This is a genomic window from Saccharopolyspora sp. CA-218241 (assembly GCF_050954615.1).
GTDB classification, from domain to species: Bacteria; Actinomycetota; Actinomycetes; order Mycobacteriales; family Pseudonocardiaceae; genus Saccharopolyspora; species Saccharopolyspora cebuensis.
Genome location: NZ_CP191860.1, coordinates 2,754,000 through 2,768,218, shown reverse-complemented (window position 1 = coordinate 2,768,218; position 14,219 = coordinate 2,754,000). Strand labels below are relative to the sequence as shown.

Here is a 14,219-nt window from a genome sequence, read left to right as displayed (position 1 = left end):
CCGGAGGACGGCGGCCCCGCCGCCCTCCGGGGAGCGGTCAGCTCCGGAGCTCCGGGAAGTCCTCCTCGCGGAACTCGCCGCCGAACCCGGCCGCGTGCGGGCCCTGCTCCTGCTCCCGAGCGCGCAGCTCGACGCGCCGGATCTTGCCCGAGATCGTCTTGGGCAGGTCCGCGAACTCCAGCCGCCGCACCCGCTTGTACGGCGCGAGGTGCTCGCGGGCGAAGCGCAGGATGGACAGCGCCGTGCTCCGGCTCGGCTCGTACCCGGCCGCCAGCACCACGTAGGCCTTGGGCACGGCGAGCCGGATCGCGTCCGGCGCGGGCACCACGGCGGCCTCCGCGACCGCCTCGTGCTCCAGCAGCGCGCTCTCCAGCTCGAACGGGGAGATCCGGTAGTCCGAGGCCTTGAACACGTCGTCGGTGCGGCCGACGTAGGTGAGGCAGCCCGCCGCGTCCCGCGATCCCACGTCACCGGTGTGGTAGTAGCCGCCCCGGGTCACCTCGGCGGTGCGCTCGTCGTCGTCGGCGTAGCCGGTCATCAGCCCGACCGGGCGGGGTTCCAGGGACAGGCAGATCTCGCCCTCGTCAGCCGGTTCACCGGTGACCGGGTCGAGCAGCACGACGTCGAAGCCGGGCAGCGGACGGCCCATGGACCCGGGCTGGACCGGCTGGCCCGGGGTGTTGGCGACCTGGACGCTGGTCTCGGTCTGGCCGAACCCGTCCCGGATCGTCACGCCCCAGGCGCGCCGGACCTGCTCGATGATCTCCGGGTTGAGCGGCTCCCCCGCGCCGACCACCTTGGCCGGCGGCCGGGACAGCCCGCTGAGGTCGGCCTGGATGAGCATCCGCCACACCGTCGGCGGGGCGCAGAAGCTGGTGACCCCGCAGCGCTCCACCTGCTCGAGCAGCGCGGCGGCGTCGAACCGGGTGTAGTTGTGGATGAACACCGTCGCCTCGGCGTTCCACGGCGCGAACAGGTTGCTCCAGGCGTGCTTGGCCCAGCCCGGCGAGGAGATGTTGAGGTGCACGTCCCCGGGTTCCAGCCCGATCCAGTACATCGTGGACAGGTGCCCGATCGGGTAGGAGGCGTGGGTGTGCTCGACGAGCTTGGGCTGCGCCGTGGTCCCCGAGGTGAAGTAGAGCAGCATCGCCTCGTCCGCCCGGGTCGGCCCGTCCGGGCTGAAATCGGTCGCCGCGGCGGCGTTGTCGGCGTAGTGCCGCCAGCCGGGCACCGGCCCGCCGACCGCGATCCGGGTGTAGTCGCCCGGCACGTCGTCGAACTTCGGGGCATCGGCGGCGGTGGTCACCACGTGCCGCACCCGGCCGCGGTCCACCCGGTCGCGCAGGTCGATCGGCCCGAGCAGCGTGGTCGCCGGGATGATCACCGCCCCGAGCTTGATCGCGGCCAGCACGGTCTCCCACAGCTCGACCTGGTTGCCCAGCATGAGGATCATCCGGTCGCCGCGGCCGACGCCGAGCTCCCGCAGCCAGTTGGCGACCTGGTTCGAGCGCCGGGTCAGGTCGCGGAACGACAGCCGCTGCTCCGATCCGTCCTCGTCGACGATCCACAGCGCCGTGCGGTCGTGGCGCTCGCCGATGGTGTCGAACCAGTCCAGGGCCCAGTTGAACCGGTCCGGCGCGGGCCACCGGAACTCGCGGCGGGCGGTGTCGTAGTCCTCGCGGTGGCGCAGCAGGAAGTCGCGGGCCGAGCGGAACGCCTCGCCCGGTGTCGCGGCGTCGTGGGTTCCCGGAACAGCGGTCACGTCCCCATCCTCCTGGTGTCGGCGGCGATGCCCGCCACAACGTAGCCGGACGCCCCCGTCCGGTTCCATCAGACTGCTCCGAATTGCGGGCGTTGATCCACCGGCGTTGACTGTGCGTTCGTTTCTGGTCACTGTTGTTGCCCTGTGGTGATTTCACGCCGCTCCACCGCTCTCGTCCCGGGAGGCCGCCGTTGCGCCGTCGCACCTCGCCGTCGGCCCTGCCCGCCACCGCCCTGCCCGCCACCACCCGGTGCGCCGCGGCGACCGGGGTTCCGGCCGCAGGAGCCGCCGAGCCGTGGCGCCCCGCAGCGCCGCCGCTGTCGACCCCCTGGACCGACCAGGTCGGTCCGGACAACGCCCTGCCGGAGTACCCGCGCCCCCAGTTGACCCGGCCGCGGTGGCGCAACCTCAACGGGCTGTGGGACTACGCGGGCGGCGCGCAGCGCCCGACCCGCACCGACGAACGGATCCTCGTCCCCTACCCGCCGGAATCGGCGCTGTCCGGGATCCGGCGCCACGACGACCACATGCTCTACCGCCGGGAGTTCGCCGTGCCCCGGGACTGGTCCGGCGACCGGGTGCTGCTGCACTTCGGCGCGGTGGACCAGCGCGCCGAGGTCTCGGTCAACGGTCGCGAGGTCGCGGTCCACGAAGGCGGTTGCACCGCCTTCAGCGCCGACATCACCGACGCGCTGCGCCCCGGGCAGCGGCAGGAGCTGGTGGTGGCCGTCGAGGACCGCAACGAGCGCGGCCCCCACCCGGTCGGCAAGCAGCGCGACGATCCCGGCGGCATCCTCTACACCGGCGCGTCCGGCATCTGGCAGACGGTGTGGCTGGAACCGGTGCCGGAGCAGCACATCACCTCGCTGGCGATCGTCCCGGACGTGCCCGGCGGCGGCTTCGAGCTCACCGCGCGCACCGCCGGTCCGGGCGCGCACCGGGTGCAGGCCGTGGTCACCGACGCCGACGGCCGCGAGGTCGCCCGCGCCACCGGACCGGCCGACCGACCGCTGCGGCTGCCCGTGGGCCCGCCCCGGCTGTGGAGCCCGGACGACCCGCACCTCTACGACTTCACCGTGCGGCTGCTGAACGACGCCGCACCGGTGGACGAGGTCGGCAGCTACGCCGGACTGCGCTCGGTCCAGCTCGTCGCGGACGCGCGGGGTCGGCCGCGGCTGGGGCTCAACGGCCGGATCCTGTTCCAGCACGGACCGCTGGACCAGGGCTACTGGCCGGACGGCATCCACACCGCGCCGACCGACGAGGCGCTGCGGTTCGACCTGGAGCAGACCAAGCGCCTCGGGTTCAACACCGTTCGCAAGCACGTCAAGGTGGAACCGGCGCGCTGGTACCACTGGGCCGACCGCCTCGGCCTGCTGGTGTGGCAGGACATGCCGTCGCTGCCCATCGACCTGGCCGACGAGCCGGGCAGCAACCCGCCGCCCGGTCCGGAGGCGCGAGCGCACTTCCGCGCCGAACAGCTCGACCTCGTCGACCAGCTCCGCAACTCCCCCTCGGTGGTCGTCTGGGTGCCGTTCAACGAGGGCTGGGGCGAGTTCGGGACGGCCGCGATCGCCGAGCTGGTCCGCACCGCGGACCCGACCCGGCTGATCGACATCAGCAGCGGGGTGAACTGCTGCTACTCCCTGCCCGACACCGGGGCCGGGGACATCTGCGACGACCACACCTACGTCGGTCCCGGCCGCCCCGAGGTGACCGGCGGACGCGCCTCGGTCGACGGGGAGTACGGCGGTCTCGGCCTCGCCGAAGAAGGGCACCTGTGGCCCGGGGAGACCAACGCCTACGAAATGACCACCAGCCGCGCCGAGCTGACCCGCCGCTACGTCGAGGTCAGCCGGGAACTCCTCGACGTGGTCCGCGACCGCGGGCTCAGCGCCGCGATCTACACCCAGCTCACCGACGTGGAGAACGAGGTGAACGGATTGCTCACCTACGACCGCCGGGTGCTCAAACCCGACCCGGCCACCACCCGGGCGCACAACCGCGCCGTGATCGAGGAGGGCACCCCATGAGCCCCATCAGCAGGCGCACCGCGCTGACCACGGCGCTGACCGCGGCCGGTGTCGCCACCGCGGCACCCGCCCAGGCCGCACCGGAGCAGCCGCCGTCCGGAACCGCCGTCGGACGGCTCCACGAGCTGCGCGCCGGCCGGCACCGCGTGGTGGTCGCCGGGGTGGCGGCGACCCTGCTGTCGTGGCAGGTGGACGGCGAGGAGGTGCTGCTGACCCACGGGCCGGACGATCCCGGCGAGGGCTACCGGGGCAAGACGATCCTGCCGTGGCCCAACCGGATCGACCGGGGCCGCTACTCCTTCGGCGGGCGGACCTGGCAGGTGCCGATCACGGAGCCGTCCCGGGACACCGCGCTGCACGGGCTGATGAACTTCGTCGAGTGGGAACCGGTGCACCACCGGCGCGACCGCGTGGTGCTGCGCTACGCGCTGCCGCCGCACTACGGGTACCCGTTCCCGATGCTGTTCGAGGCCGAGTACGCGGTGGACGACGACGGGGTGCGGGCCACCGTGACGGCCCGCAACACCGGCCGGACCCCGGCGCCCTACGGCACCGCGAACCACACCTACGTCGCGGCCGCGACCGAGCGCATCGACGACGTGGTGCTGGAGCTGCCCGCCCGCACCTACTACCGCACCGACGACCGGCTGATCCCGGTCGGCACCGCACCGGTCGCGGGCACCGGGTACGACTTCCGCACCGCCCGGCGGATCGGGGCGACCGCGATGGACACCGCGTTCACCGACCTGGACCGGGAGCGGGACGGCGAGGCGGTCGTGCGGATGCGGCGGCCGGGCGGCGTCGACGTCGAGCTGCGGGTGGACCGGGCGCACGGCTACCTGCAGGTCTACACCGACGACAGCCCGGAGGGCGAGCGCCCGGCGCGGCAGGGCATCACCGTCGAGCCGATGACCTGCGCGCCGAACGCGTTCGTCACCGGCGACGGGCTGGTGGCGCTGCGACCCGGCGAGCGGCACCGGGCCCGCTGGCGCTACCGCGCGCTGGGCTGAGCGGCTCGCCGGCGTCGGTCCGGCGGCCCGGCGCGCACTACAGTGGCCGGGTGGCCGAACACATCCAGATCCCCACGCCCGCAGGCACCTTCGACGCGCTGAGCGCCGGGCCGGAGGACGGGCGCCCGGTGCTGCTGCTGCACGGCTTCCCGGAGGCCGCGCAGCAGTGGACCGAGCAGCTCGCCGTGCTCGGCGGCGCGGAATGCCACGCCGTCGCACCGGACCAGCGCGGCTACTCCCCCGGCGTGCGGCCGGAGCAGGTGCTCGACTACCGGATGGAGGAGCTCGTCGGCGACGTGCTGAGCATCGCCGGGCACCTCGGCTGGGACCGCTTCGACCTGGTGGGCCACGACTGGGGCGCCGCGGTGGCGTGGGCGACCGCCGCCGCGCACCCGGACCGGGTCCGGACGCTGACGGCGGTGTCCGTGCCGCACCCGGACCCGTTCGGCGACGCCGTCCGCGGCGACGAGGACCAGCAGCAGCGCTCGGCCTACATGCGGGTGTTCCGCACCGCCGGTGCCGAGCGGACCCTGCTCGACGACGGCGCCCGCGCGCTGCGCGGCGTCTACGGCGGCGCCGTCCCGCAGCACCACGTCGACGACTACGTCCAGCGGCTCTCCGAACCCGGTGCGCTGACCGCCGCGCTGAACTGGTATCGCGCGATGCGCTACGGCGGCGGGCGGATCGGCCCGATCGCGGTGCCCACGCTCTACGTCTGGAGCACCGAGGACGTGGCCATCGGCTCCACCGCGGCGCTGGCCACCGCCGACCACGTCACCGGGCCGTACCGGTTCGAGATGCTGGAGGACATCTCGCACTGGATCCCGGAGCAGGCACCGGAGGCGCTGTCCCGGATGCTGCTGGAACACCTGCTGGCGCACCAGGGCTGACACCGGCCGAACCCGGCGAGGTCGATCCGTGCCCGGCGGTCTTCTCGCCCGGCGGTCCCCGGGACGCGAACGGGCCCGGGGCACCGGGACCGCCGCAGCGCGGATTCCCAGCGGAGCGGCGAATCCGCGCCGGTCAGTGGTCCACCGGCAGGCCCGCGGCGAGGAAGCGGATCATGTCCTCGCCGACGACCTCGAAGACGCTCCCGTCGTGGCCGCCCGGCAACACCGAGAGCACCGGGGTGTGCTCGTACCGCGCGGCGAGTTCCTCGGCGCCCGGCAGGAACGGGTCGGCGTCGCCGACCCACAGCCCGACCGGCACGTCGCCGAGGTCCTCGAGCCGCTGCAGCGGATCGGTCCGCACCCACTCCTGCTCGGTGCTGAAGGCCTGCTTCTCCCGCATGTGCTCCCAGGTGACGGGGAGCGCGGGCGCGAGCCCGGCCACCGCGGAGACGGGCCGACCCGCCAGGTTGCGGTCCGCGGCGTAGTTCAGCGCGCCGAAACCACCGGTCGATATCCCGGCCACCGCGTAGGGCAAGCCCTCCGGTCCGCCGAGACCGCGGTCGGACAGCCACCCCGGGAGCTCCTCGTGCAGCACCCGGGACAGATCGCCGTGCCAGTACGGGTTGTACCCACCGTCGACCACGGCGAGCGCGAACGGCGGGACGGCGCCGTCGCGGTGCAGGCGTTCCAGCGACGCGAGCGTGTCGTACGGGATCGGCGTCGGGTTCACCCCGTCGCGGCCGTGCAGGTAGAGCACCACCGGCAGGTCCTCGACGTCCTCGGTCCCGGTCGGGCGCGCGACGTAGAGCTCCACCTCGCGGTCCTGGATGTCGGAGTGCACCAGTTCGCGGGTGATCAACGGGGAATCCTGCTCGGACAGCGCGGGTTCGGCCTCGGCCGCGGGGGGCGGAGGCGGAGCGGGCGCCGGCGGAGGCGGCGGCGCAGCGCACCCGGCCAGCGCGACGGCGGACAGCGCCGCGGCGGTCACCAGGGCACGTCGGCCGGGAACACGGCGTCCGGACTTCAGAGCTCGCACCCCTTCCACGGTACCGGGCCCCGGATCCTTGCCTCGCGGGCAGGCGGCGGAGAGCATGGGCGAGCACAGATCCCGCCCGATCGGCGGGTTCCGCGACGCACGACAGGAGTAGCGCGTGAAGGGTTCCGAGAGCGTGCTGAGCACCGCGGCGGCGGCCGGGATGCGGGTCTGCTTCGCCAATCCCGGCACCACCGAGATGGCCCTGGTCGAAGCCTTCGACGCGACGACCGGCATCCGGCCGGTCCTGGCCCTGGCCGAGGGCGTGGTGACCGGCGCGGCCGACGGCTACACCCGGATGGCGGGCGTGCCCGCGCTCACCCTGCTGCACCTCGGTCCCGGGTTCGCCAACGGGATCGCGAACCTGCACAACGCACGGCGCGGGCGCACCCCGCTGGTCAACCTCATCGGCGAGCACGCGAGCTGGCACCAGGCCGCGGACGCCCCGCTGGCCAGCGACATCGACTCGCTCGCCGCCCCGGTCTCGGGCTGGGTGGGTCGCACCACCTCCGCGGCGCGGGCGGCCGAGGAGTTCGCGGCGGCCCGGCAGGCCGCGCTGCGGGACCGGATGCCCGCCACCCTGATCTGCGCCGCCGACCACATGTGGAGCGACGGCGGCGTCGAGGTCGCCGTGCCCGAGCCGCCCGCCCCGCCCGCGGTGGCGCCCGAGCGGATCGAGGAGGTCGCCAAGCTGCTCGCCGGCGCGGCCCGGCCCGCGCTGCTGCTCGGCGGTGACGCGCTGGACGCCGAGGGGCTGCGCACCGCCGCGCGGATCGCCGCCGCGGTCGGTGCCGAGGTCTTCGCCGAGCGCTCCCCCGCCCGGTTGGAGCGCGGACCGGACATCCCGGCGGTGCGCTCGGTGCCGTACTTCCCGGAGGACGTGCTCGACGCGCTGGACGGCTTCAGCGACCTGGTGCTCGTGGGCACCGGCACCCCGGTGGCCTTCTTCGGCTACCAGGGCCTGCCCAGCTTCCCGGTGCCGGACGGCACCGCGGTGCACCCGCTGGCGGACAAGGGCGACGACGTGCGCGGGGCGCTGCGCGCGCTGGCCGAGGCCGCAGGCGCCGCCGCGACCGCGCCGACCGCTCCCCCGCGCCCGGGACCGACCGCGCCGAGCGGCGCGCTCGACGCCCCCGCCGTGGCCGCGGCGATCGCGCTCACCCAGCCCGACGGGGCCATCGTGGTCAACGAGGGCGTCTCCTCCGGGGGCGCCTACCCGGCCGCGGCCACCGGCGCGCCGGCGCACACCGAGCTGACGCTGACCGGCGGCGCGATCGGTTCCGGGATGCCGATGGCCACCGGCGCCGCGATCGCCTGCCCGGACCGCGCGGTGATCGGCTTCCAGGCCGACGGCAGCGCCGCCTACACCGCGCAGGCGCTGTGGACGCAGGCCCGCGAGGAGCTCGACGTCACCACGGTGATCTGCGCGAACCAGCGGTACCGGATCCTGGAGGCCGAGCTCCGGCGCGCCGGGGTCGACGAACCCGGGCCGGGCGCGACGAGCATGACCAGGCTCGCCGGCCCCGTCCTGGACTGGACGGCGATCGCGCGCGGCTTCGGGGTGCCCGGGGTGCGCGTCAGCACCGGCGAGGAACTGCTCGACGCGCTGCGCCGCGCGCACGCCGAACCCGGGCCGCACCTGATCGAAGCCGTGCTGTGACCTGGTGAGCGGCGCCCACCGGGCGGTGGGCGCCGCTCATCAGGGGTGAACTCAGATCCGCCAGGTGTCGTTGCCGGTGAGCAGCGACTGCAGGTCCGGCGGCGAGGTCCGCTCCTCCTCGGCGACCTGGTCGCGGGCCAGGTCGTCGTAGGTGGGCCGCTGCGCGGCGCGGAAGATCCCGGTGACGGTGGGGTTCAGGTCCTGCCCGCCGAGCCGGGACAGGGCGAAGGCGTAGGACGGGTCGGCGCGGGTCGCGTCGTGCACCACCACGTCGGCCTCGTCCACTTCGGACAGCTTGGCGATCCGCAACGCGCCGGCCCGGTCGGACACGACCGCGTAGCGGGACTCCTCCGGCCCGAAGGTGATCGGCTCGCCGTGCCGCAGCGGGATGATCCGCCGCGCCTTCTCGTCGGCGTCCTTGAGCACGTCGAAGGCGCCGTCGTTGAAGATCGGGCAGTTCTGGTAGATCTCGACCAGCGCGCTGCCCCGGTGCTCGGCGGCGGCGCGCAGCGTCTCGGTCACCCCGGCGCGGTCCGAGTCGATCACCCGGCCGACGAACGAGGCCTCCGCGCCCAACGCCAGCGACACCGGGTTGAACGGGTGGTCCAGCGACCCCACCGGCGTCGACTTGGTGACCTTGCCGACCTCGCTGGTGGGCGAGTACTGGCCCTTGGTCAAGCCGTAGATCCGGTTGTTGAACAGCAGGATCTTCAGGTTGACGTTGCGCCGCAGCGCGTGGATCAGGTGGTTGCCGCCGATCGACAGCGCGTCGCCGTCACCGGTGACCACCCACACCGACAGGTCCGGCCTGCTGGTGGCCAGCCCGGTCGCGATGGCCGGCGCCCGACCGTGGATCGAGTGCATCCCGTAGGTGTTCATGTAGTACGGGAAGCGCGACGAGCAGCCGATGCCCGAGATGAACACGATGTTCTCGCGCTTGAGCCCGAGCGAGGGCAGGAAGCTCTGCACGGCGTTGAGCACGACGTAGTCGCCGCACCCCGGGCACCAGCGGACCTCCTGGTCGGACTTGAACTCCTTCGCGGACTGCTTGGCATCGGTGGTCGGCACACCGGCCAACCCGCCGGTCCCGGGCATGCCCAGGTCTGCGGTCGTCACGCGGACACCCCCTGCACGACGTCGGTGAGCACGTTCTCCAGCTCCTCCGCCCGGAACGGGAGCCCGGCGACCTTGGTGTAGGACTGCGCGTCCACCAGGTACCGGGCGCGGAGCAGCATCGCCAGTTGGCCGAGGTTCATCTCCGGCACGATCACCTTCTCGTAACGCCGGAGCACCTCGCCGAGATTCCCCGGCATCGGGTTGAGGTACCGCAGGTGGGCCTGCGCGACGGAGCGGCCCCCGGCGCGGACCCGGCGGCAGGCGGCGCCGATCGGCCCGAACGAGGACCCCCAGCCCACCACCAGCACCCGGGCATCGCCGTCCGGGTCGTCGACCTCGATGTCGGGCACGTCGATCCCGTCGACCTTCGACTGCCGCAACCGGACCATCCGGTCGTGGTTGTCCGGGTCGTAGGAGATGTTGCCCTTGCCGTCGGCCTTCTCCAGACCGCCGACCCGGTGCTCCAGGCCGGGGGTGCCGGGCACCGCCCACTGCCGGGCCAGCGTCTCCTCGTCGCGCACGTAGGGCCAGAACTCCCCCGAGCCGTCGGTCGCGTTGGGCTCGGCGGCGAAGTCCACCCGCAGGTCCGGCAGGTCGGCCACGTCCGGGACCAGCCAGGGCTCCGAGCCGTTGGCGATCGCGCCGTCCGAGAGCAGCAGCACCGGGGTCCGGTAGGTCAGCGCGATCCGCGCCGCCTCCAGGGCGATGGCGAAGCAGTCCGCGGGCGAGCTCGGCGCGATCACCGGCACCGGCGATTCGCCGTTGCGCCCGTAGAGGGCCTGCAGCAGGTCGGCCTGCTCGGTCTTGGTGGGCAGCCCGGTCGACGGACCGCCGCGCTGGATGTCGCAGATGATCAGCGGCAGTTCCAGGCTGACCGCGAGCCCCACCGTCTCGGCCTTGAGGGCCAGGCCGGGACCGGAGGTCGTGGTGACGCCCAGCGAACCGCCGAACGACGCGCCCAGCGCCGCACCGATGCCCGCGATCTCGTCCTCGGCCTGGAAGGTCGTGACGCCGAAGTTCTTGAGCCCGGCCAGTTCGTGCAGCACGTCCGAGGCCGGGGTGATCGGGTAGCTGCCCAGGAGCACCGGCAGCCCGCTGCGCTGCCCGGCGCCGACGATGCCGTAGGCCAGGGCGGTGTTGCCGGTGATCTGCCGGTAGGTGCCGGTGGGCAGCTTGGCCGGGGCGACCTCGTAGGTGACCGCGAACGCCTCGGTGGTCTCGCCGTAGTTCCAGCCGGTGCGGAAGGCCAGCACGTTGGCCTCGGCGATCTGCGGCTTCTTGGCGAACTTCTCCCGCAGGAACCGCTCGGTGCCCTCGGTCGGCCGGTGGTACATCCACGACAGCAGGCCGAGCGCGAACATGTTCTTGCACCGCTCGGCGTCCTTCTTGCCCAGCCCGGTGCTCTCCAGCGCGCCCTGCGTGAGGCTGGTCATCGGCACCCGGTGCACCGCGTAGGGCTCCAGCTCACCGCTGTCCAGCGGGTCGTGCTCGTAACCGACCTTGGACAGGTTGCGCTTGGTGAACTCGTCGGTGTTGACGATCAGGATCCCGCCGTGCGGCAGGTCGCCGATGTTGGACTTCAGCGCCGCCGGGTTCATCGCCACCAGCACGTCCGGGCGGTCCCCCGGGGTGAGGATGTCGTAGTCGGCGAAGTGGAGCTGGAAGCTGGACACGCCGGGCAGCGTCCCGGCGGGCGCGCGGATCTCGGCCGGGAAGTTGGGCAGCGTCGCGAGGTCGTTGCCGAAGGCGGCGGCTTCCGAGGTGAAGCGATCACCGGTGAGCTGCATCCCGTCACCGGAGTCCCCGGCGAACCGGATCACCACCCGGTTCAGCTTGCGGGATGCGGCCCCACCCGCTCCAGCCGTCGCGGTACCTGAGCCCGGCACCGGCGCGGACCGATGCCCATTCGTCGTGCTCAATTGACCGTTCCCTTTCACCTGCGGGCAACGTCGGTTCTGTGGCGAACGATACAGCCCGGACCCGTTGTCCCTACCCAGAGTAGGGGCGCGGGCACGTCCGCTCCCACCCGCGGTCGCCCCAGGTGCGGAGCCTCCAGCACCGCGGTGCGACCCGGTCCGCCCGGCGTCCGCGCCGGTCATGGCCCCTGGATCGAGCCGGTGCGGCGGACGGCCGAGCGCGCGGTCCGCCGACCGCGGTGATGCGCGTCACGCGCGGTCTGCTCCCAGGATTCGGGAGCACATCGCCGGTTCGGCCTATTCCGCCGCACGTTCGGGTCTAGTTGCATCGCTCGCACACGCCACGCGCAGGAGGACACCATGCCGCTGCACCCGGACGCCGAGCCCATCGCCGCGCTGCTGCGCGAAGCCCTGCCCAAACCGGGCGCCGCGACCCTGGAACCCGAGGAGGTGCGGGCGGCCCTGCGCGCCGGGGCGGCCGACCGGCCCCGCCAGGAGGTCAAGCGCGTCGAGGATCTGCGCATCCCCGGCCCGGCGGGCAACGAGATCCCGGTCCGGATCTACTGGCCGGACGTCCCGGGGGCCGCGCTGCCGGTGGTGGTCTACTTCCACGGCGGCGGCTGGGTGCTCGGCGACCTCGAGACCCACGACGGCGCGGCCCGCGCCCTGGCCAACGCCGCGGCGGCGATCGTGATCTCGGTGGACTACCGGCTGGCCCCGGAGCACCGGTTCCCGGCCGCCGTCGAGGACGCCTACGCCGCGACCCAGTGGGCCGCCGAGCACGCCGCCGAACTGGACGGCGACCCGTCCCGGCTCGCGGTGGCCGGGGACAGCGCGGGCGGCAACCTGGCGGCCGTGGTCGCCCAGCTCGCCGCCCGGGACAGCGGCCCGGACCTGGCGTTCCAGCTCCTCATCTACCCGGTGACCGACCACGACTTCAGCACCGAGTCGTACCTGGACAGCGCCGACGACTGCGTGCTGACCGCCGAGCACATGGTGTGGTTCTGGGACCACTACGCCCCGGACGTGGCCGACCGCGACGACCCGGTGGCCTCCCCGCTGCGGGCGCCCGACCTCGCCGGGCTGCCCCCGGCGCACGTGGTCGTCGCCGAGCGCGACCCGCTGTGCAGCGAAGGGCTGCGCTACGCCCAGCGGCTCCGGCAGGCCGGGGTGCCGACCACCGCGCAGCACTGCCCCGGCCTGTTCCACGGCTTCCTCGGTGCGGTCGACGCCCTGGAGCCCGCCGCGGCGGCCGTCGACGCGGCGCACCGGGCGCTCGCCGACGCGCTGGCCGAGCGGGGCTGACGGCCGCGGCGCGAGTGCGCAGCGGGCGGAAGCCCTCGTCCGGGCGCGTCCGGATGCGGGCGGGCCCGCCCCCGTGGTGGGCTGGACGGTGCACCGGACGCGGACAGCGGGAGGCTGCTCATGGACGCGGAAGTCGACGTCGTGGTCCTCGGGCTCGGACCGGGCGGCGAGGACGTCGCCGGGCGCCTGGCCACGGCGGGGCTCGACGTGGTCGGCGTGGAGTCGCGGCTGGTCGGCGGCGAGTGCCCGTACTACGCCTGCGTGCCGACGAAGATGATGGTGCGCGCCACCGACGCGCTCGCCGAGGCGCGCCGCGTGCCCGAGCTCGGCGGGAGCACCGAGGTGACGCCGGACTGGTCCCCCGTGCACCGGCGCATCCGGGACGAGGCCACGACCGACTGGGACGACACCGCCGCCGCCGAACGGCTCACCGGCAACGGCGCCCGGCTGGTGCGCGGCGTCGGCCGGATCACCGCGCCCGGCGAGGTCGCGGTCCGCACCGACGACGGCGAGCAGGTGCTGCGGGCGCGGCGCGGCATCGTGCTCAACCCCGGCACGGAGCCGACGGCGCCGCCGGTCGACGGGCTCGCGGACACGCCGTACTGGACCAACCGGGAGGCCGTCCGCACCGACCGGGCGCCGGAATCGCTGCTGGTCCTCGGCGCGGGTCCGGTGGGGCTGGAGTTCGCGCAGGTGTTCGCCCGCTTCGGCAGCCGGGTCACCCTGGTCGAGCGCGGGGAGCACGTCCTGGGCTCCGGCGAGCCGGAGGCCGCCGAGGTGCTGGCCGCGGCGCTGCGCGCGGACGGCATCGACGTCCGCGAGGGTGCCTCGGCCGAGCGGGTCGACCACGACGGCGAGGGGTTCCGGATGCGGCTGGACGACGGCACCGAGCTCACCGCGCAGCACCTGCTGGTCGCCACCGGCCGGCGGACCGATCTCGCCGCGCTGGGCGTCGGCGCGGTGGGCATCGACGAGAGCGGCACGACCATCCCGGTCGACGAGCGGCTGCGCGCCGCCGACGGGGTGTGGGCGATCGGGGACGTCACCGGCCACGGCGCGTTCACCCACGTCTCGGTCTACCAGTCGGCGATCGCCGCGGCCGACATCCTCGGGCGCGGGACCGAACCGGCCGACTACCGCGCGATGCCCGCGGTGACCTTCACCGACCCGGAGGTGGCCACGGTGGGGCTCACCGAGTCGCTGGCCGCGGCGCGCGGGCTGCCGGTGCGCACCGGGACGACGCGCCTGGAGGACTCCCCGCGCGGGTGGATCCACCAGGTCGGCGGCGAGGGCGTCATCAAGCTGGTGGCCGACGCCGACCGGGGCGTGCTGGTCGGCGCCACGGTGGCCGGCCCGCGCGGCGGTGAGATCGTCGGCGCGCTGGCCGTGGCGGTGCACGCCGAGGTACCCCTCGCCCGGTTGCGCGGCATGATCCTGGCCTACCCGACGTTCCACCGCGCGATCAGCTCCGCCTTGGCCGACCTGGACGCCTGA

Annotated in this window: 10 protein-coding genes; 6 read left to right on the top strand and 4 right to left on the bottom strand. The window is 74.2% G+C overall.

The annotated features are described in order from the left end of the window. Nucleotides 1-37: 37 nt before the first annotated feature. Nucleotides 38-1,762 carry an AMP-binding protein gene (locus ACQP0T_RS13210; RefSeq protein ID WP_433873356.1) on the bottom strand — a complete coding sequence of 575 codons (1,725 nt, stop codon included), beginning with the start codon at nucleotides 1,760-1,762 and terminating at the stop codon, nucleotides 38-40. 191 nt (nucleotides 1,763-1,953) lie between these two features. Here ACQP0T_RS13210 and ACQP0T_RS13205 point away from each other — a divergent pair, with 191 nt between their 5' ends. The 3 genes from ACQP0T_RS13205 to ACQP0T_RS13195 are packed head-to-tail and all read left to right on the top strand — an operon-like array spanning nucleotide 1,954 to nucleotide 5,695. Next, on the top strand, nucleotides 1,954-3,795 hold the full coding sequence (locus ACQP0T_RS13205; RefSeq protein ID WP_433873354.1) for a glycoside hydrolase family 2 protein: 1,842 nt from the start codon (nucleotides 1,954-1,956) through the stop codon (nucleotides 3,793-3,795). Further along, a complete protein-coding gene (locus ACQP0T_RS13200) occupies nucleotides 3,792-4,805 on the top strand; it encodes an aldose 1-epimerase family protein (RefSeq protein ID WP_433873353.1) in 1,014 nt (337 codons plus the stop codon). Before ACQP0T_RS13205 ends, ACQP0T_RS13200 begins: the two co-directional genes overlap by 4 nt. 50 nt (nucleotides 4,806-4,855) lie before the next feature. Further along, entirely contained in the window at nucleotides 4,856-5,695 is an 840-nt protein-coding gene (locus tag ACQP0T_RS13195; protein ID WP_433873351.1) for an alpha/beta fold hydrolase, read from the top strand. 133 nt (nucleotides 5,696-5,828) lie between these two features. Here ACQP0T_RS13195 and ACQP0T_RS13190 read toward each other — a convergent pair whose 3' ends face one another. Beyond that, nucleotides 5,829-6,731, bottom strand: a complete 903-nt coding sequence (locus tag ACQP0T_RS13190) for an alpha/beta hydrolase (protein ID WP_433873349.1) — start codon at nucleotides 6,729-6,731, stop codon at nucleotides 5,829-5,831. A gap of 115 nt (nucleotides 6,732-6,846) precedes the next feature. Between ACQP0T_RS13190 and ACQP0T_RS13185 the strand changes: the two genes are divergently transcribed. Continuing rightward, entirely contained in the window at nucleotides 6,847-8,388 is a 1,542-nt protein-coding gene (locus ACQP0T_RS13185; protein ID WP_433873347.1) for an acetolactate synthase large subunit, read from the top strand. 51 nt (nucleotides 8,389-8,439) lie between these two features. On the opposite strand, the gene ACQP0T_RS13180 is transcribed toward ACQP0T_RS13185, so the two are convergent. Next, on the bottom strand, nucleotides 8,440-9,504 hold the full coding sequence (locus ACQP0T_RS13180) for a 2-oxoacid:ferredoxin oxidoreductase subunit beta (RefSeq protein WP_433873345.1): 1,065 nt from the start codon (nucleotides 9,502-9,504) through the stop codon (nucleotides 8,440-8,442). After that, nucleotides 9,501-11,390 (bottom strand): 2-oxoacid:acceptor oxidoreductase subunit alpha, encoded by a 1,890-nt coding sequence (locus tag ACQP0T_RS13175; protein ID WP_433873344.1) that lies wholly within the window; start codon nucleotides 11,388-11,390, stop codon nucleotides 9,501-9,503. The genes ACQP0T_RS13180 and ACQP0T_RS13175 overlap by 4 nt, the downstream gene beginning before the upstream one ends. 390 nt (nucleotides 11,391-11,780) lie before the next feature. Between ACQP0T_RS13175 and ACQP0T_RS13170 the strand changes: the two genes are divergently transcribed. Then, nucleotides 11,781-12,725, top strand: a complete 945-nt coding sequence (locus tag ACQP0T_RS13170; RefSeq protein WP_433873342.1) for an alpha/beta hydrolase — start codon at nucleotides 11,781-11,783, stop codon at nucleotides 12,723-12,725. A 120-nt stretch (nucleotides 12,726-12,845) separates the two neighbouring features. Continuing rightward, complete coding sequence (locus tag ACQP0T_RS13165) at nucleotides 12,846-14,219, top strand: dihydrolipoyl dehydrogenase family protein (protein ID WP_433873340.1); 1,374 nt, start codon at nucleotides 12,846-12,848, stop codon at nucleotides 14,217-14,219.

Bases quoted from the DNA above. Each gene is read 5' to 3' on its own strand.
- ACQP0T_RS13165 (WP_433873340.1), top strand. From the start codon at position 12,846: ATGGACGCGGAAGTCGACGTCGTGGTCCTCGGGCTCGGACCGGGCGGC.
- ACQP0T_RS13170 (WP_433873342.1), top strand. From the start codon at position 11,781: ATGCCGCTGCACCCGGACGCCGAGCCCATCGCCGCGCTGCTGCGCGAA.
- ACQP0T_RS13200 (WP_433873353.1), top strand. From the start codon at position 3,792: ATGAGCCCCATCAGCAGGCGCACCGCGCTGACCACGGCGCTGACCGCG.